Source organism: Streptomyces sp. NPDC016845 (assembly GCF_044332585.1).
Classification (GTDB): Bacteria; Actinomycetota; Actinomycetes; order Streptomycetales; family Streptomycetaceae; genus Streptomyces.
In genome coordinates, this window is the sequence record NZ_JBIRPI010000001.1 from 1,340,485 (window position 1) to 1,355,800 (window position 15,316).

Annotated in this window: 21 protein-coding genes; 7 read left to right on the forward strand and 14 right to left on the reverse strand. The window is 71.9% G+C overall.

The annotated features are described in order from the left end of the window. Window positions 1-7: 7 nt before the first annotated feature. From ACH4RC_RS05705 to ACH4RC_RS05735, 7 genes are all read right to left on the reverse strand, one after another. Entirely contained in the window at window positions 8-727 is a 720-nt protein-coding gene (locus ACH4RC_RS05705) for a glycosyltransferase (RefSeq protein WP_398195499.1), read from the reverse strand. Further along, window positions 724-1,341 carry a class I SAM-dependent methyltransferase gene (locus ACH4RC_RS05710; RefSeq protein ID WP_398195502.1) on the reverse strand — a complete coding sequence of 206 codons (618 nt, stop codon included), beginning with the start codon at window positions 1,339-1,341 and terminating at the stop codon, window positions 724-726. Before ACH4RC_RS05710 ends, ACH4RC_RS05705 begins: the two co-directional genes overlap by 4 nt. Beyond that, a complete protein-coding gene (locus tag ACH4RC_RS05715) occupies window positions 1,338-2,117 on the reverse strand; it encodes a PIG-L deacetylase family protein (protein WP_398195749.1) in 780 nt (259 codons plus the stop codon). The genes ACH4RC_RS05710 and ACH4RC_RS05715 overlap by 4 nt, the downstream gene beginning before the upstream one ends. Window positions 2,118-2,248: 131 nt before the next feature. Further along, a complete protein-coding gene (locus ACH4RC_RS05720; RefSeq protein WP_398195504.1) occupies window positions 2,249-3,295 on the reverse strand; it encodes an acyl-CoA dehydrogenase in 1,047 nt (348 codons plus the stop codon). 99 nt (window positions 3,296-3,394) lie between these two features. Next, the gene (locus ACH4RC_RS05725; protein WP_361078795.1) at window positions 3,395-3,658 is read right to left on the reverse strand and encodes a DUF5133 domain-containing protein; all 264 of its coding nucleotides are present in this window, start codon (window positions 3,656-3,658) and stop codon (window positions 3,395-3,397) included. 133 nt (window positions 3,659-3,791) lie between these two features. Next, entirely contained in the window at window positions 3,792-3,980 is a 189-nt protein-coding gene (locus tag ACH4RC_RS05730; RefSeq protein ID WP_398195506.1) for a hypothetical protein, read from the reverse strand. 145 nt (window positions 3,981-4,125) lie between these two features. Then, on the reverse strand, window positions 4,126-5,118 hold the full coding sequence (locus ACH4RC_RS05735; protein ID WP_398195508.1) for an SDR family NAD(P)-dependent oxidoreductase: 993 nt from the start codon (window positions 5,116-5,118) through the stop codon (window positions 4,126-4,128). 285 nt (window positions 5,119-5,403) lie between these two features. On the opposite strand from ACH4RC_RS05735, the gene ACH4RC_RS05740 reads away from it, so the two are divergent. From ACH4RC_RS05740 to ACH4RC_RS05760, 5 genes are all read left to right on the forward strand, one after another. After that, window positions 5,404-5,532, forward strand: a complete 129-nt coding sequence (locus ACH4RC_RS05740) for an LPFR motif small protein (RefSeq protein WP_388971974.1) — start codon at window positions 5,404-5,406, stop codon at window positions 5,530-5,532. 131 nt (window positions 5,533-5,663) lie between these two features. After that, window positions 5,664-6,533 (forward strand): SigB/SigF/SigG family RNA polymerase sigma factor, encoded by an 870-nt coding sequence (locus tag ACH4RC_RS05745; protein WP_398195510.1) that lies wholly within the window; start codon window positions 5,664-5,666, stop codon window positions 6,531-6,533. 136 nt (window positions 6,534-6,669) lie between these two features. Continuing rightward, on the forward strand, window positions 6,670-7,224 hold the full coding sequence (gene dps / locus ACH4RC_RS05750; RefSeq protein ID WP_398195512.1) for a DNA starvation/stationary phase protection protein Dps: 555 nt from the start codon (window positions 6,670-6,672) through the stop codon (window positions 7,222-7,224). Between the two features lie 160 nt (window positions 7,225-7,384). After that, window positions 7,385-8,305, forward strand: coding sequence for a Rieske 2Fe-2S domain-containing protein (locus ACH4RC_RS05755; protein ID WP_398195515.1), 921 nt, complete (start codon window positions 7,385-7,387; stop codon window positions 8,303-8,305). 5 nt (window positions 8,306-8,310) lie between these two features. Further along, on the forward strand, window positions 8,311-8,700 hold the full coding sequence (locus ACH4RC_RS05760) for a VOC family protein (protein ID WP_398195517.1): 390 nt from the start codon (window positions 8,311-8,313) through the stop codon (window positions 8,698-8,700). Between the two features lie 23 nt (window positions 8,701-8,723). On the opposite strand, the gene ACH4RC_RS05765 is transcribed toward ACH4RC_RS05760, so the two are convergent. Together ACH4RC_RS05765 and ACH4RC_RS05770 are read right to left on the reverse strand one after the other, a co-directional pair. Then, complete coding sequence (locus tag ACH4RC_RS05765) at window positions 8,724-10,691, reverse strand: acyl-CoA dehydrogenase (protein ID WP_398195519.1); 1,968 nt, start codon at window positions 10,689-10,691, stop codon at window positions 8,724-8,726. 68 nt (window positions 10,692-10,759) lie between these two features. After that, complete coding sequence (locus ACH4RC_RS05770; RefSeq protein ID WP_398195522.1) at window positions 10,760-11,128, reverse strand: STAS domain-containing protein; 369 nt, start codon at window positions 11,126-11,128, stop codon at window positions 10,760-10,762. A 263-nt stretch (window positions 11,129-11,391) separates the two neighbouring features. Here ACH4RC_RS05770 and ACH4RC_RS05775 point away from each other — a divergent pair, with 263 nt between their 5' ends. Continuing rightward, entirely contained in the window at window positions 11,392-11,808 is a 417-nt protein-coding gene (locus tag ACH4RC_RS05775) for an ATP-binding protein (protein WP_398195525.1), read from the forward strand. Here the strand turns inward: ACH4RC_RS05775 and ACH4RC_RS05780 are convergent. The 5 genes from ACH4RC_RS05780 to ACH4RC_RS05800 form a co-directional block, all read right to left on the reverse strand. Beyond that, a complete protein-coding gene (locus ACH4RC_RS05780; RefSeq protein ID WP_398195526.1) occupies window positions 11,794-12,027 on the reverse strand; it encodes a DUF5133 domain-containing protein in 234 nt (77 codons plus the stop codon). The two genes, ACH4RC_RS05775 and ACH4RC_RS05780, sit on opposite strands and share 15 nt — an antisense overlap. A gap of 80 nt (window positions 12,028-12,107) precedes the next feature. Further along, the gene (locus ACH4RC_RS05785; protein ID WP_398195528.1) at window positions 12,108-12,293 is read right to left on the reverse strand and encodes a hypothetical protein; all 186 of its coding nucleotides are present in this window, start codon (window positions 12,291-12,293) and stop codon (window positions 12,108-12,110) included. A gap of 125 nt (window positions 12,294-12,418) precedes the next feature. Continuing rightward, a complete protein-coding gene (locus tag ACH4RC_RS05790) occupies window positions 12,419-12,562 on the reverse strand; it encodes a hypothetical protein (protein ID WP_398195529.1) in 144 nt (47 codons plus the stop codon). A gap of 54 nt (window positions 12,563-12,616) precedes the next feature. Next, entirely contained in the window at window positions 12,617-13,690 is a 1,074-nt protein-coding gene (locus tag ACH4RC_RS05795) for a YihY/virulence factor BrkB family protein (RefSeq protein WP_398195531.1), read from the reverse strand. 28 nt (window positions 13,691-13,718) lie between these two features. Continuing rightward, window positions 13,719-14,579 carry a restriction endonuclease gene (locus ACH4RC_RS05800; protein ID WP_398195532.1) on the reverse strand — a complete coding sequence of 287 codons (861 nt, stop codon included), beginning with the start codon at window positions 14,577-14,579 and terminating at the stop codon, window positions 13,719-13,721. 273 nt (window positions 14,580-14,852) lie between these two features. Here ACH4RC_RS05800 and ACH4RC_RS05805 point away from each other — a divergent pair, with 273 nt between their 5' ends. Further along, window positions 14,853-15,305: a gas vesicle protein gene (locus ACH4RC_RS05805; protein ID WP_398195534.1), complete on the forward strand. Its 453-nt coding sequence runs from the start codon at window positions 14,853-14,855 to the stop codon at window positions 15,303-15,305. The last annotated feature ends 11 nt before the right edge of the window (window positions 15,306-15,316 follow it).

Below are 15,316 nucleotides of genomic sequence, written 5' to 3' on the forward strand. Positions count from 1 at the left end.
CCCGTCGTCAGAGTGTGGGGCTGTCCTCCAGGGCGAGCCCGGCGAGGTGGTCGCCGAAGCCGCCGCGGGCGCGCGGGGTGAGGCGGCCCGAGGTGGCGACCGGGCAGTCGGCGGTGCGCAGCACCCGGTGCCCGGTGGCGTCGAGCGCGTCGACGAGAGCGTGGTCCTCGCTCACCCGCACGGGCGGGAAGCCGCCGACCGTGGTGTACGCGTCGGCGCGGACGCCCAGGTTCGCGCCGTGCACGTGCGGGTGGTGCCAGGGTCCGCGGGCGGGACGGGTCGCCGTGTACTCGAGCTGGTGCCGGGCCGCGAGCCCGGGCACGGGCTGCGGCCACCGCTTGACGTCGACGGTGCCGACGACCGCGTCCCAGCCCTCGACGGCGCGCGCGTACTGGAAAGCGAGCCAGCGGGGCGGCACGGTGCTGTCCGCGTCGGTCGACGCGAACCAGACGCCCGCCGGGCCGTTCAAAATCTCCAGGGCGCGCTCGGCCGCCACCGCACGCGCCACCCCTACGCTGCCGCTCGCGATCCGCACCGTCTGGGCGCCCGCGCGGAGCGCCGCCGCGACCGTGCCGTCCGAGCAGGTGTCCGCGGTGACCACGGTGAGCACCCGCACGCGCCGCAGAGCGGGGTGACGTGCCGCGGTGCGGATCGCGTCCAGGGCGCCGGGGAGCAGCGCCTCCTCGTTGTGGGCGGGGACGAGGACGGCGAGGGCACGCGGCCTCACACCAGGCCTTCCGCGGCGGCGGGGGAGGGGGGCGGCGTGCCGTCGTCCGCGCGGCGCCCGTACGTCTGCAGGACGAAGTCCGGTTCGCGGTGGTCGGAGGCGAGCGCGAGCTCCGGGACCGCGCCCAGGACGCCGGCGAGTTCGTCGCCCGCGTAGAGGTGTTCGGCGACCGGGTGGTTCCAGTGGACGGTCACGAGGGTGCCGCCCGGTTCGAGGGCGTCGACGGCGTGCTTGAGCACGAGGTCGAGTTCGGCGCGGTCGAAGTAGTAGAGCAGTTCGGAGAGGACGACGAGGTCGAAGGTTCCGGCCGGCCACTGCGCGGGCAGCGTGAGGTGGCGGACCTCGACGTGCGGCAGGTCCTCGGTGCGGCGGGCCGCCGTGCCGACCGCGGACCGCACACGGTCGCAGGCGAGGAGGGCGTCGCAGCGTCCGGCCAGGCGTACCGTCAACTCACCGACCGAGCAGGCCGGTTCGAAGGCGCGGCGGTAGCGCGGGCGGGGCAGCGCGGCGAGCGTGAGGTCGTACTTGCGCCGCTCGTACCAGCGCTCGGCCAGGTGCCAGGGGTCGGCCGCGCCGCGGTACATCTCCTCGAAGTACGAGGGCGGGGTGCTCACTGGAACAGGACCTCCGTGGGGCGCAGATGGTGGGCGAGCTCCTCGGGCGGCAGCACCGCCGCCTCCCCCGGGCCCGGTCCGAGGGGATGGATCTGGGTGGTGAACCGGTCGATCGCGGCCCGCTTCAACTCCTGTACTCGGGCGGGCAGTTCGACGCGGCGTGCGGACTTCCACGGCACTCGTGGGTCGTCCGGCCGCGCCCAGTGCCACATCCAGACCGGGTACAGGGAGCAGGGTGTGCCCGTGCGTCGCGCGGCCGTGCGGGCGGCGCGGCCCGCCGCCTCGTGGTCGCCGTGCACGTCGCCGGTCCACGGCGCGGCGACCATGTCGGCGCCGCGCAGCAGTCGGGCGAGGGCGTCGGCGAGCTGCTCCTCGTGGTCGGCGACGCCGGTGTCCGGCACTCCCAGACGGACGATCTCGGCCTGTCCCGCGCCCAGTTCGGTGAGGGCGGCGCGGAGTTCGTCGGCGCGCAGCCGGGCCAGGGAGGCGGGGGTGACGATCCGGCTGCCGGGGTGCGAGCCCTCGCCGTCGGTGACCGAGACGACGGTCAGCCGCACACCACGCCCGGCAAGGAGCGCCATCGTGCCGCCGAAGCCGAGCACCTCGTCGTCCGGATGGGCGGCCACCACCACGACGCGGCCGCTCTCCGGCAGGCTCGCGGGCTCCATCGCGTCCCATCCGTCCCAGGCGCGCCAGAGGGCCTCGTCGGTGCCCGGGGCCTGGATCGCGTTCGCGGGCGCGTCCTGGTGACCGTCGGACAGGCGACCGCCGGACATGTGGCCGCCGGACATGCGGTCCTCGGATACGTGGGCGTCGGGTACGTGGCCCTCGGATACGTGGGCGTCGGATACGTGGGCGTCGGGTACGTGGGCGTCGGACATGCGGGCGTCGGATATCGCGGGGCGGGTCACGCGGACTCCTCGGGGCGGGCGAGGAGCGCACCGAGCGCCGCCAGATCGCGCTCGCCGTGGTGCTGGCGCACGTAGACGGTCAGATCGGCGACGGCGCGTGCGTGGCGCGGGTCGTGACAGAGGGGGCCCGCGCCGGTGGCCCGGCCGACCCGGGTCAGGACCTCGGAGCACACGGACTCGACGAAGGCGCGTACCCGCATGGTCCGAACGCGGGCCTCGCCGGCGCTGTCGAAGGGGTCGGCGTCGATCTCCGCCGCGGCCCGGTGCAGGACCGCGCCCGCCGCGTGCAACTGGACGTCGACGGCGCCGAGATGGGCGTCGGTGTGCGGTTCGGGGCGCCGGGCCGCGGCGTCGCGCAGCGCGCGGGCGACGGCGACCGCGCCGCCGTACCAGCAGGCGGCGACGCCGATGCCGCCGTGTTCGAAGCCGGGCCGTCGCACGTACGACTCGACGTCCCCGACGGCGACGGCCGGGACCTGGTGGAAGCGGACGTCGGGCGTGTCGCTGCCCGCCATGCCCACGGCCTGCCACGTGCCTCGCACGGGCACACATGTGGCGGGGTCGATGGTGACGGCGAAGAGGCGTCGGCCCTCCGCCGTCCGCGCCGTGACAAGTGCGTGGGTACAGCTCCGCGCGCCCGAGCAGTACGGCTTGAGTCCGTCGAGGACCCAGCCGTCGCCGGAGCGCACGGCTTCGAGCGTGGTGCCGGGGGGCTCGGCGGCCCACACGCCCCAGCGCCGGCCGGGCCGGGGCGAGGGGCCGTCGAGTTCGGCGAGGATGGCGAGGGCGTCGACGTGCCCCTCGACCAGTCGCGCCAGACAGAGATCGTCCTCGGCGACGGACTGCAGGGCGGCGAGGCGTTGGGCGGTGCGCCCCGAACCGGGGAGCGGGAACTCGAGCTTTCCCCGGTCCATGAGGCCGACCACCGAGGCGAACCCGGCGGCGCTCTCCCGCCTGGCCTCGTCCGGCGCGACACCGTCCCGGACCTCTTCGTCCGGTCCGCCGACGCGACCCGTCTCGGGCGTCAACGTGCTGTCCGTCATAGGTGTGTTGTTCCTTGCCACTCAGAAAGCTGATCAGGAAGCTGACCGGAAAGCTGATCAGGAAGCTGATCGGAAAGCTGGGCCGGGACCGGAGCCGGCTCAGGCGACCAACGTCTGATCGGCCTGCTCCTGGCCGGCCGCCGTACCGGCGACCGCGGCGTCGGCCGGCTCGACGGTCAGGAAGCGTTCGGCCGTGGCGAGAGCGTCCTCGATCTCGCGGGTACCGGTGGTGACGCACAGCGTGTAGGCGACGTCCTCGAGGAGGCGCCGGTTCGCGAGGGTGTCGTTCTCGACCAGCTGGACGCGTGCCGTCGCGTAGCGGGACAGCAGCGAACGCAGGATCTGCGGGTGCGGAGTGATCATTTCCGAGAGGCTCCTTTTTGTTAAAGCAACTCGTTTCCCGAGTGTCCCCGTCCGCACATTTCATGCACGTGTGCTTCATACGGACACGGGAGCGCACACGGGCCACAGGGCACGGGTGCCCCGGGCCCGCCCGTCAGTCGCCCTCCACGTCCTTCTGGGCGTCGACGTTGGGCGAGGTGGCGTCGGCGCTCTCGCCGCGGTGCGGGGCCTCCTTGTCGTCCCGCAGCGGGTCGGTCTCCGCGTCCTCGATCTCGTCCAGGACCTCGTCCGTCGCGGTCTGGGCGGGGCGGGTGGTGTCGTGCCGGTCGCGGTCGCGCGTCATGATGGCTCTCCTTCGCAAGGCGTGGTGATACGTGTTACGTGTGTGCCGGTGGGTGTGCCGGTGGGTGAGCGAGGGTGTATCGGTGATGGGACGGTGCGGGTGTCGGTGACGGGACGGTGCGGGTGTGTCGTGAGCGCCTCGCGCGTTACGACTGCAACCGTTCCTGTGCGGTCCGTCGCCGCTCGTTGTTCGCGCGCGCCGCCCGGTCGTTCAAGGCGCTGCCCAGCGAGCGCAGCCGCTCGCCGAAGGTGCGCGGGCCGGGCGGCTCGACGTCGATCCCCGGACGCAGCTCGGGCTCGCCGTCCGCCGACGGCAGGAACAAGTTCACGGCATGGCTGAGCCGCGCGGTGAGCGCCGGGGCGAGCCCGTGCACCTTGTCGGCGGCGATCGCCGCCGGGGTGAGCACGAGCCGGACGCGGCGCCGCTCCACGGCGGTGACGATGCGGTCGGCGGCGCGGCGCGCGTCCATCGAGACGACCGGGGTGCCCGCCAGGGCGGAGAACCAGGCGAACTCGCGCCGCCGGTCACCGCCGAAGACGGCGTGCAGGTGCGAGCCCGTACGCATGAGACCGGGGTGCACGGCGGTCACGGAGACACCGTCCCGCGCGGCCTCCACGTGCAGCCCCTCGGCCAGCGCGCCGACGGCCGCCTTGGCGCAGGAGTACGGCAGCAGATGCGGCACGGCGAGCAGGCCGCCCACCGATCCGATCAGGGCGAGCCTGCCGCCCGCCCGGCTCTCGCGCAGGTAGGGGAGTGCTTCGAGGCTGGTGTGCAGTGCGCCCTCGAAGATGGTGCCCATCGCGTCGTCGAAACCGGCCTTGCCGACGGCCTCCGCCGGGGCGACCTGGATGATGCCCGCGTTGGCGACGGCGATGTCCACGCCCCCGCAGGCCTCCGCCGCGTCCCGGAACAGGTCTGCGACGCTCTCCTTGTCGCGTACGTCGGTCACGGTGGTCCGCACGGCCGCGCCGGGCCGCCGCTTCTGAAGCAGTTCGGCGGCGCGCTTCAGCTCGGCCGCGTCCCGGGCCGCGAGCGTGACGCGGCAGCCGCGCCGCACCAGTTCGTCGGCGATGAGCAGGCCCAGGCCGCGAGAGCCGCCGGTGACCACGGCGGACAGGCCGTGCAGGGATGCGGGCATGGAGGTCACTCCCAGGTTTCAAGGGGGATGGGGGCCGCTGCCGCCCAGTACCCGATGGCCGCGCCACCAATCTGCCGTCACCTTAAGTCCGGCCGCCGGTGACCGCATCGTGTGCGGGACCCCCGTGCGCTGTGCGCGGAGTGCGCATGTGCGTCGAGCAATGTGCGTGCGCGCTGAGGTCAACGTGTTTGAGAAGTCTTCGTCAGGACACCCAGTGCAGTGACCGCCCGGACGGCACGGAGACCCGTGCCCGCTCCGGGCTCGGCACCAGGAGAGGAGACCGTCATGTTCAAGGCCATCGCTGATGTACTGCGCTCGATCGGTGGCGCCATCGCCACCGTCGTCACGCTTCCCTTCCGGGCCGTCGCGCGACTGTTCGGCGGCGCCTCGTCCAGTGCGCACGGACACCACTGACACACCCACAGACACCTCCGGGGGTCCGCAAGGATTCGTCGGCACATGAGTAGAAATATGCGTGTGCAGCGAAGAGAGGTGTGCCGGCACCGCACATGGGGCCGGCGCCACACACGAGAAGGGGCGGACACATGATCACCGTGACGGCGCAGGACCAGAGCCTGGCACCGGCCTCGGCGGCCGAGGAGGATCTGGTCGCGCGCGCCTATGCGGACCCGACGTCACTCGCGCCCAAGGACGCGCGTGAGGTCGGCAGAAGGTTCTTCGACCGGCTCGCCGAGCTGGAGGAGGGCACGCCCGAGTTCAGCTATGTGCGCAACTGCCTCATCGAGATGAACCTGTCGCTCGTGCGGTATGCGGCCTCGCGTTTCCGCCACCGCGGTCAGCAGGAGATGGAGGACATCGTCCAGGTCGGCACCATCGGCCTGATCAAGGCGATCGACCGGTTCGAGCTGACCCGCGAGGTGGAGTTCACCTCGTTCGCGGTGCCCTACATCACCGGCGAGATCAAGCGGTTCTTCCGCGACACGTCGTGGGCCGTGCACGTGCCGCGACGGCTCCAGGAGGCGCGGCTCGAACTGTCCCGGGCCACCGAGGAGCTGCGTACGCGACTCGGCCGTTCCCCCTCCACGGCGGAGCTGGCGGAGCTGATGCAGCTGGAGCCCGCCGAGGTCGCACAGGCCCAGATGGCCTCCAACGGCTACAACAGCGTGTCCCTGGACGCCGCCGTCAGCGGCAAGGACGACGAGTCCGACACGATGCTGGCCGACTTCATCGGCTTCGACGAGGGCCGCTTCGAGCTGGTCGAGAACTTCCACTCGCTGGCCCCGCTGATCGCGGACCTCGACGACCGTGAGCGCACGATCATCCACCTGCGCTTCGTCGAGGAGCAGACCCAGCAGCAGATCGCCGACGCCCTGGGCTACTCCCAGATGCACGTCTCCCGGCTGATCTCGCGCGTGCTCGCCAAGCTGCGCGCCGGTCTGCTGACCAACGACTAGCGGCCCCGGCCGGTAAGGCCCCCGTTCGCCCCCGGTCTGTGAGCAGACCGGGGGCGGTTCGCTCGAAGAGTGGGGTTAAGCCGAGGAAACGGGGTACCGAAACAGCACAAACCGGTATGAGACAGGAGGCTGGACGTTGACTTCCAAGACCACCACCCCCCGCTACACCGTCCCTGGCATCACGGTGAAGGACGCCGCCTCGGTCATCGAGGTGCTTCAGGAGCGGCTGCACAGCCTGAACGACCTGCACCTGACGCTGAAGCACGTTCACTGGAACGTGGTCGGCCCGCACTTCATCGCCGTGCACGAGATGCTCGACCCGCAGGTCGACCGCGTCCGTGACATGGCCGACGACGTGGCCGAGCGCCTCGCCGCCCTCGGCGGTGTCGCGCAGGGCACGCCCGGCTCCCTGGTCGCCGCCCGCAAGTGGGAGGACTACAGCGTCGGCCGCGCCGACGCCATCGCCCACCTCGGCGCCCTCGACCTCGTGTACACGGGCCTCATCGAGGACCTGCGCAAGGCGATCAAGTCGGTCGGGGAGATCGACCCCGCCACCGAGGACCTGCTGATCGAGCAGCTGCGCGACCTGGAGCAGTTCCAGTGGTTCGTGCGCGCGCACCTGGAGACGGCGGGCGGCACGCTCACCACGGCCGGGGCCACCAGCGAGAAGGAGGCCGCGAAGTCGGCGTGACGCCGCGCGCGGCGCCCGCGGCGCGGGCACCCGCTTGAGAGAGGGCGTGACCGGTCACCGGTCACGCCCTCTCTCGTGTGTGGGCCGTTGCGGTACACCCGCCGCCCATCGCCGACGGCCTACGAAGTTTGACTCGGAGTCGACGGGAGAATCGCCAGCCATGACCACTGCCCCCGGCGCCCGGACGCCGACCGTGCCCCTGAGCGTGCGCGTGCCGCGCCTGCTCCGCTCCGCTCTCGACGCCCTCGACAAAGTCGAGAACGCCGAGTCGCTCGACCGGGTCGTCGCGCCCGTGCAGAAGGCCGTGCAGGCGCTGCCGCTCGGCGGGCTCCGCGACGTGCTCCACGGCCGCCAGCTGGGCCATCCGCTCCACCCGCTGATGGTGCAGCTGCCGATGGGTGCCTGGCTGTCGTCCGCGGTCCTGGACTACGTGCCCGGCGCCCGCCGCTCCGCCCGGCTCCTCGTCGGCCTGGGTACGGTGACGGCGCTGCCCGCCGCGCTGGCCGGCTGGGCGGACTGGGCCGAGCAGCACGAGCAGCAGATGCGTACGGGGCTCGTGCACGCCGCCGCCAACGCCACCGCCGTGACGCTGTACGGGGCCTCGTTCATCGCCCGCGGACGCCACCCCCTGCGCGGCCGGGCGCTCGGCCTCGCCGGGCTCGCCTGCGCGGGCGTCGGCGGGTTCATCGGCGGCCACCTCGCCTACCGGCAGGGAGCGGGCGCCAACAAGACGGAACCCGTGCCGCACCTGGTCGAGCCCGGCTGGCACCGGCTGCGCCCCGTCGCCGAACTGACCCCCGGCAAACCGGCGCGCTGGATGCTCGGCGAGGTGCCGCTCCTCGTGGTGCGCGGCGAGGACGGCGCGGTCGACGTCATCGCCGACCGCTGCAGCCACCTCTCGGGCCCGCTGTCCGACGGGGAGCTCGCCGACGGCTGCGTGACCTGCCCCTGGCACGGCAGCGTCTTCCGGCTCTCCGACGGTTCGGTGGAGCGGGGGCCCGCGACCGCGCCGCAGCCGAGCTTCGAGACGCGGATCGAGGAGGACGGCGTCCTCTCGGTGTCCCTGCCCGGGGCGGGCTGACCGCCATGGCACGGCTGCGGATCGACTGCCTCATCATCGACGCCGCCGACCCCGAGCGCCTCGCCGCCTTCTGGTCGGAGGTGCTCGACCGGCCCGTCGTGGGCCGCACCGGCCCCTACGTGTGGCTGCGCCGCGAGAACGGCCTGGGCATCGGCATCCAGCGCGGCGCCGCCCCCCAGCCGGGCAAGAACCGCCTCCACCTCGACCTCGCCTGCGCCGACCCCGTCGCGGAGCAGTCCCGCATCGAGGCCCTCGGCGGCCACCGCCTCCACGCCTACGACGGAGCCGGTTTCCTGGTGATGTCCGACCCCGAGGGCAACGAGTTCTGCGTCATCCCGGAGGGAGAGGGCGCGGTCGGCCTCGACGACGAGGGCAGGGCGCACTACCTGGACTGACGTCGGCCGCCGCCGGACGGCGGTCAGACGTCGCGCCCCACCAGGTCCGGTGCCCGCAGCATCTCCGGCGGAACGCCCCACGCGTCGACCAGGTCGAGGGCCAGGGGGCGGACCTTGCGGCAGAGGTCGTTGATCTCGCGGCTGATCGCCTTGGAGCGCTGGCCCGTCAGGCGGCCGTGCTCCATGAACCAGGCGCGGTCCGACTCGATCGTCGTCAGGGCGAAGAGGTCGCACAGGAGGCCGAGTGCCACCTTGTTGTCACCCTCGGGGAGGGTGCGCAGCCTCTCGACGAACGCCTCCAGGACCAGTCGCTCCACGTGGGCGTGGGCCACCGCGATGACGTGGTCCTGCACCTGGGAGAAGACCGCGCCGGGGCTCGCCTCGCCGTCCATGCCGCGCTTGAGACGCCGGGCCGCGCCCGCGAGCATGTGCTCCTCGCGGAAGCGCAGCATGGCGAGGTGGTACTCGGAGTCGAGGAGCCCCGCCTCCTGGTCCCACGCGTCGCCGCCGGGCAGCAGGTCACGTACGCGTTCGAGAAGCTTGTGCGCGGACGTCTTCTCGATGACCGTCTCGACGGCGAGCCCGGTGACGTAGCGGACCATCTCCAGCTGGTCCATGTCCCCGAACTCGTGCGCGTAGCCGGTGAGCAGGCCCTTCGCGACGAGCTGGAGCAGGACGTGGTTGTCGCCCTCGAACGTCGTGAAGATGTCGCTGTCGGCCTTGAGCGCGGCGAACCGGTTGACGGCGAGGTACCCCGCGCCGCCGCACGCCTCGCGGCACTCCTGGATCACCCGGGTGGCGTGCCAGGTGCCGAGCGCCTTGGTGCCCGCGGCCCGCGACTCCAGCTCCCGCCGGCTCCGCTCGTCGTCCGTACGGCCGGAGAACACGTCGTGCAGCTGCGTGCGGACGACGTCCTGCGCGAAGTGCAGCGCGTAGGTGCGGGCGAGGAGCGGCAGCAGGCGGCGCTGGTGAAGGCCGTAGTCGAGGAGGACCTGCTCCTCCTCGTCGGAGGCGGCCCTGAACTGGCGACGCCGCTCGGCGTACTTGACGGCGATGGCGAGCGCGACCTTCGCCGCGTTGATCGCGCCGCCGCCCACGCTGACCCGCCCCTGGACGAGCGTGCCCAGCATGGTGAAGAAGCGGCGGCCCGGGTTCTCGATGGCGCTCTCGTAGACACCGTCGGGCGTGACGTCGGCGAACCGGTTGAGCAGGGCCTCGCGCGGCACCCGTACGCCGTCGAACCGGATCCGTCCGTTGTCGACCCCGTTGAGACCCATCTTGCGGCCGTCGTCCTCGATGCGGACGCCGGGCGCGGGTACGCCGTCGGTCCGCACGGGGACGACGAAGGCGTGCACGCCGTGGGCTTCGCCGGCCACCTCCAGCTGGGCGAAGACGACCGCGAGTTCGGCGTGGCGGGCGGCGTTGCCGATGTAGTCCTTGCGCGCCTGGTCGTCGGGGGTGTCGAGGACGAACTCCTGGGTCGCCGGGTCGTACGTGGCGGTGGTGGCTAGCGCCTGGACGTTGGAGCCGTGGCCGGTCTCCGTCATCGCGAAGCAGCCCATCAGCTTCCCGGTGATCAGGTCGGGGAGGTAGGCGTCGTGGTGGCGCTCCGTGCCCAGTTGCAGGAGGGCGCCGCCGAACAGACCGAACTGCACACCGACCTTGACGAGGACCGACAGGTCACCGAATGCCAGCGTCTCGAACGCGGCGATCGAGGCACCGATGGAGCCACCGCCCCCGTACTCCGCCGGAAACCCCATGCCGGTCTGGCCGGTCGCGGCCATCTCGACGACGAGTTCGCGGACGCGTTCGCGGTACGCGTCGATGTCGAGCGTCTCGGCCTCCTCGAGCACGGAGGCGTAGGTCGCCAGGTTGGCGCGGACCAGATCGCGGATCTCGGCGTACTCGCCGTCGAGGACCGCGGAGAGGGCTCGGACGTCGACGGCGGGCTGCACGTAGCCGCTCGGGGGAGTGGCGATATCGGTGGACATGCCGCTCTGCTACCCGTCCGTAGGACGATCAAGCGGCGCCGTCCGTGGGACGGTCGGGCCGCCGACGATCAGGCCGTGAGCGTCTTGACGCGGCGCAGCGCCTCCTCGTACGAACGGGTCGACCCCAGGACGTCGGTGACGCCCGTGATGTCGAACAGCCGCTCCACGGCGCTGCCCGCGGCGACCGCCGGGACGAAGGGACGGTGCGCCTCGTCGTGCTCGGCCTTCGCGCGCAGGATCAGGTTGAGCAGGGTGCTGTCGGCGAAGTCGAGCTCGCTCAGGTCGAGCAGGGTCGCCGCGGTCAGGGAGTCGGTACACGCGCGCCGGAAGACCTCGGTGACCTCGTCCGCGTCCTCGAGGTCGATGTCATGGCGCAACGTGACGACCGCCACCCGCTCCCGCAGGGTGAGTTCGATGCTCTCGTTGTTACTGACCATGCCCCGACCTTGTCATATGCCCGCGCCTCCCAGGGACGGGACGGCTGTGTTCTTCACTACCCGGTTTTTCACTACCCGTCTCCCGCGGAAAACGCCAGGTCGGGCGGGATTTCACGGCTGTGAACGCACCACCTGGGAGTGGTCCGTCCGCTCGGGTGTGCGGATAGCGGCGCTGGGCAAGCGGAACGGAGCGGAACGAAGCGGAACCGAGACAGCGATGAAGTGCAGTATTTGCACGTGTACAGAGAGAGGATCACGTCTTGATGAGTGTCCCCGGGACACCCGCCCCCGAGCGCACGACGTGTGCGCAGGCGCGGGCGGAGGTCAGCTGGGTCCTGCTCGAGGTCTGCTGCGGGCTCCCGCTGGAGCAGGCGCGACGGCTGCACGACGACGCGCTCCTGGTGGCCACCGAGCTGACGTCCAACGCGATCCGGCACGCGGGCGGCACGACCGCGTTCGGCGCCGGTCTGAGCGGTGACTCCCTCTGGATGAGCGTGAGCGACCACAGCGTGGAGGTGCCGCGGCGGATCTCCTCACAGGCGCGGACGCCGGGCGGGTTCGGCTGGATGGTGGTGCAGCGGCTCAGCTCGCAGGTCATGGTGGACGTGGCCGGCAACGGCAAGACGATCACCGCCGAACTGCGGCTGCCCGCCGCACCCGGTGGCTCAGGCGGCCTGTGACTCGTCCCCGGAGCGCTCCGCCGCCGCACGCTCCAGAACGCCGTCCGCGGCCATGAGCGCTTCGTGGACCGTCCGGGTGCCGGTGCTGACGCAGAGCGTGTAGGTGACGTCGTCGAGCTGCCACTGCAGTTCCTGCGTCGGACGCTCCGAGAAGCGCAACTGCACATCGGCGTAGCGGCTCAGAAGGGTCCGGATGAACATCGGATCGGGGTTCAGCACGAAACGCTCCCGGTGAGGGCTCTGTTGTCCGGTGGGTCGACAGAACTTCAACTGCCCCGGATCTGCCCGGACATGCCTCTTCAGGCCGCGCCGAGTCGCGCGGCCCGCGTCACACAGGTGACCTCGTGTTCCGTGCTGCGCGACACGAACCAGACGGAGCAGCAGGCGGCTTCGAGCTCGGCGCCCGCGTCCGCGTCGAACTCGGGCGGCGACGGTATGAGGGCGGTCCGGCCGACGAGGGATCGGTGCGGGCTACGGGTCGTCATCTGCGTTCCTCACTCATCGGCTCGGGGTCTGCCGCCCGGTGCGGCGGCATCCGAGTGCCCCCGATCAGCCCGCCGACGCCGCTCACTCCTGTGAGCAGCGCAACTTTTTGATCACATCGGCCGTATCAGCGGCGGCGCAGCTTGCCGAGCAGCCGTCGGGCCTGCCCCCGCTTGCGCGGGTCGGCCGCCGCGCGCCGCGCCGACGCGACGGTCCGCTGCCCCTGCGGGGTACGGCTGTACTGCTTGATCCGGTTGAGAATGCCGGCCATGACGCCTCCGATGACGGTCGGGTTCCTGCGCTGACTTACGGCTTCTGCGCTGACTTACGGTGCGGTTACCCCCTTATCGGGGCGGGACACGCTCGGTTGCACCTGCTGCACGTCGTCCTCGTCCCACGCGCTGGTGTCCCGCGGCTCGACGAAGAGCTCCTCGTCGCTGGAGTGCCCGCCGCTGATGGCCCGCTGCCGCGCGATCTCCGCGTCGAACTCGAGCCCGAGCAGGATCGCCAGACTGCTCAGCCACAGCCATACGAGGAAGACGATGACGCCGGCCATGGTGCCGTAGGTCTTGTTGTAGGACGCGAACCCGGCCGCGTACAGCGTGAAGCCCGCCGAGGCCACCAGCCAGACGAACAGGGCGAGGAAGCCGCCCGGGGTGACCCAGAGCCAGCCGCGCCCCTTCACGTTCGGCGCGGCCCAGTACAGCAGGGCGATCATCAGCACCAGCAGGATCGCGAGCAGCGGCCACTTGGCCACGGACCACACGGTGAGGGCGGTGTCCCCGACCCCGAACACGGAGCCGACGCGGCGCGCGATGCCCCCGGTGAAGACGACGACGAGCGCACTCAGCGTGGCGAGCAGCATCAGCGCGAGGGTGATGCCGAGGCGCAGCGGAAGCAGCTTCCACAGCGGGCGCCCCTCGGGCACGTGGTAGATCTGGTTGGCCGTCCGCATGAACGCCCCCACGTAACCGGAGGCGGACCAGACGGCGAGCAGGATGCCGACGACGGCCATGACCGAGCCGGTGCCCGCGCGGCCCTGCAACTGCTCGACCGCGTTGGTGAGGATCTCGCGCGCGGCGCCGGGCGCCAGCTTCTCCACATTGTCCAGGACCTTCTGCGTGGCGGATTCGCCGACCACGCCGAGCAGCGCCACCAGGACGAGCAGAGCGGGGAAGAGGGAGAGGACGGCGTAGTACGTCAGGCCCGCGGCCCGGTCCGTCAGCTCCTCCTTCTGGAACTCGCGCAGACTGTGCCGCAGCACCTGGCCCCAGGCGTGCCCGGACAACTCGGTGGGCTTGTCGGGGGCGGCCTCCTCCACCTCGGGGGAGGGGCCGAAGGCCTCCGGCTGGTCGTTCTCGCTCCGCTGTTCCGGCACGGGACTCCGCTGTTCTGGCATGGGGTCCGGATGTCCGCCGCGGCGGAATTCAGACCTGCCCCACCTGCCCGGCCCGCTCTGGTCCGGTCCACACCGGCGTCGGGCCCCACGGCGTCGGGCCCGAGCCGTCCGCCCAGGCGGTGAGTTCCGCGCCGTCGAAGCAGCGGATTCCGCACCCGTCGGCGTACTCCGCGGCCGGTGCGGTGAACTCACTGGTCGTCACGACCACCGCGAGCTGCGCCCCGTGCACCGACCAGCAGGTGCCGCCGAAGCGCTGGAGGTCCTGGGAACCGACCTTGTTCGTAGGTCCGTACTGCTTGCACTGCACGACGACGCGGCGGCCGTCGGGCGCGGTGGCGAGGACGTCGGCGCCCAGGTCGCCCGCGCCGCCGACGACCTGGACGTCCGTGCAGCCGTCCCGTTCGCAGAGCGCCGCCACGGCCGCCTCGAAACCGTCGGGGTCGAGAGCCGTGAAGTCGGGCGCGGCGTCCGGGAGTACGGCGGTGAGGCCGTCCCGCGCGGGCGCCACGGCCGTGCCGGTGCGCAGCCGGACGGTGTCCCGGTCCTGTACGGGGGCCGCCGGATCCGCGGTCGGCGCCGTCTCGGCCAGCTCACGGTCGGCCTGGGCCGCGCCCGCGCGTGCGGCGCGGCGCAGTTCGCGGGTGCGCGGCATGGCGCGGAACAGGATGTAGAGGACGGGGACGGCGAACAGTGCCAGGAGCACGGCGGCGAGCGGGTGCGCGCCGGCCCACGCGGCGAAGCGCAGGAAGACGAGGACGACGGCGCAGATCAGCGCGCCTATGAGGGCGAGCGCGACGAGGGGACCGGAGAGCCGGGCCGGGGCCGTGGTCGGCGGATGGCCCGCGGTCCGGGGGCGGGCCGCGGCGCTCCTGGTTTTCCGTATGGGCACGGGGCCTCCTGCGTGTCGTCGCTGACTTCTTGATCGACGTGTGCCCCGACCGGCGAGTTCCATGATCGTTGTGCGCGATCCGTGCGCCAAGTGGGCTCTTCGGGGGCCGAGTTGAATACCCGTCACCCAACTGTGAGTCGTAACACCGTGGTTGTGGGGCATTCGGTGGCCGAGGCCGGGGACGCGGAACGCACCCGGTGAACGGTCCAGAAAAATCGAGCGAACTGTGAAGGTTTGGCCAGGGATTCGCGGGCACGCGGGGTGGAGATCGCTATGACCAACACATCGAATACATCAAATTCATCGAACGCATCGAAGGCATCGAACGCATCGAAAGCTGCGAACGACGAGTCCGACGACACTTCCGGGGCAACCGCCAAGAAGAGCAGCGGTAGTAGCGCCGGGACCGGCACCGGGGCCCGGACGCGCAAGCGCGCCGCGGCCGAGCGCCCGCAGCGTCCCAAACGCCTGCGGCCGACCGAGGCGCTGCGCGAGGCGCGCGAACAGCTCATGGAGCTGACCGGCAAAGAGGTCGACTCGGTCTCCTCGTTCCGCGCCACCGACGACGGGTGGGTGCTCGAGGTCGAGGTACTGGAGCTGTCCAGGGTGCCCGACACGATGAGCCTGCTCGCCAGCTACGAGGTCGCCCTGGACCACGAGGGGACCCTCACCGGCTACCGGCGCGTCCGGCGCTACGAGCGCGGTCGCTCCGACGACCGCCGCTGACCTGCGGGTAC

What these genes read in the sequence shown, in the direction of transcription:
- ACH4RC_RS05715 (WP_398195749.1), bottom strand. Translation starts at nt 2,117, where the DNA reads ATGTCCGGCGGTCGCCTGTCCGACGGTCACCAGGACGCGCCCGCGAAC.
- ACH4RC_RS05720 (WP_398195504.1), bottom strand. Translation starts at nt 3,295, where the DNA reads ATGACGGACAGCACGTTGACGCCCGAGACGGGTCGCGTCGGCGGACCG.
- ACH4RC_RS05725 (WP_361078795.1), bottom strand. Translation starts at nt 3,658, where the DNA reads ATGATCACTCCGCACCCGCAGATCCTGCGTTCGCTGCTGTCCCGCTAC.
- ACH4RC_RS05730 (WP_398195506.1), bottom strand. Translation starts at nt 3,980, where the DNA reads ATGACGCGCGACCGCGACCGGCACGACACCACCCGCCCCGCCCAGACC.
- ACH4RC_RS05735 (WP_398195508.1), bottom strand. Translation starts at nt 5,118, where the DNA reads ATGCCCGCATCCCTGCACGGCCTGTCCGCCGTGGTCACCGGCGGCTCT.
- ACH4RC_RS05740 (WP_388971974.1), top strand. Translation starts at nt 5,404, where the DNA reads ATGTTCAAGGCCATCGCTGATGTACTGCGCTCGATCGGTGGCGCCATC.
- ACH4RC_RS05745 (WP_398195510.1), top strand. Translation starts at nt 5,664, where the DNA reads ATGATCACCGTGACGGCGCAGGACCAGAGCCTGGCACCGGCCTCGGCG.
- ACH4RC_RS05755 (WP_398195515.1), top strand. Translation starts at nt 7,385, where the DNA reads ATGACCACTGCCCCCGGCGCCCGGACGCCGACCGTGCCCCTGAGCGTG.
- ACH4RC_RS05760 (WP_398195517.1), top strand. Translation starts at nt 8,311, where the DNA reads ATGGCACGGCTGCGGATCGACTGCCTCATCATCGACGCCGCCGACCCC.
- ACH4RC_RS05765 (WP_398195519.1), bottom strand. Translation starts at nt 10,691, where the DNA reads ATGTCCACCGATATCGCCACTCCCCCGAGCGGCTACGTGCAGCCCGCC.
- ACH4RC_RS05770 (WP_398195522.1), bottom strand. Translation starts at nt 11,128, where the DNA reads ATGGTCAGTAACAACGAGAGCATCGAACTCACCCTGCGGGAGCGGGTG.
- ACH4RC_RS05775 (WP_398195525.1), top strand. Translation starts at nt 11,392, where the DNA reads ATGAGTGTCCCCGGGACACCCGCCCCCGAGCGCACGACGTGTGCGCAG.
- ACH4RC_RS05785 (WP_398195528.1), bottom strand. Translation starts at nt 12,293, where the DNA reads ATGACGACCCGTAGCCCGCACCGATCCCTCGTCGGCCGGACCGCCCTC.
- ACH4RC_RS05790 (WP_398195529.1), bottom strand. Translation starts at nt 12,562, where the DNA reads ATGGCCGGCATTCTCAACCGGATCAAGCAGTACAGCCGTACCCCGCAG.
- ACH4RC_RS05795 (WP_398195531.1), bottom strand. Translation starts at nt 13,690, where the DNA reads ATGCCAGAACAGCGGAGTCCCGTGCCGGAACAGCGGAGCGAGAACGAC.
- ACH4RC_RS05805 (WP_398195534.1), top strand. Translation starts at nt 14,853, where the DNA reads ATGACCAACACATCGAATACATCAAATTCATCGAACGCATCGAAGGCA.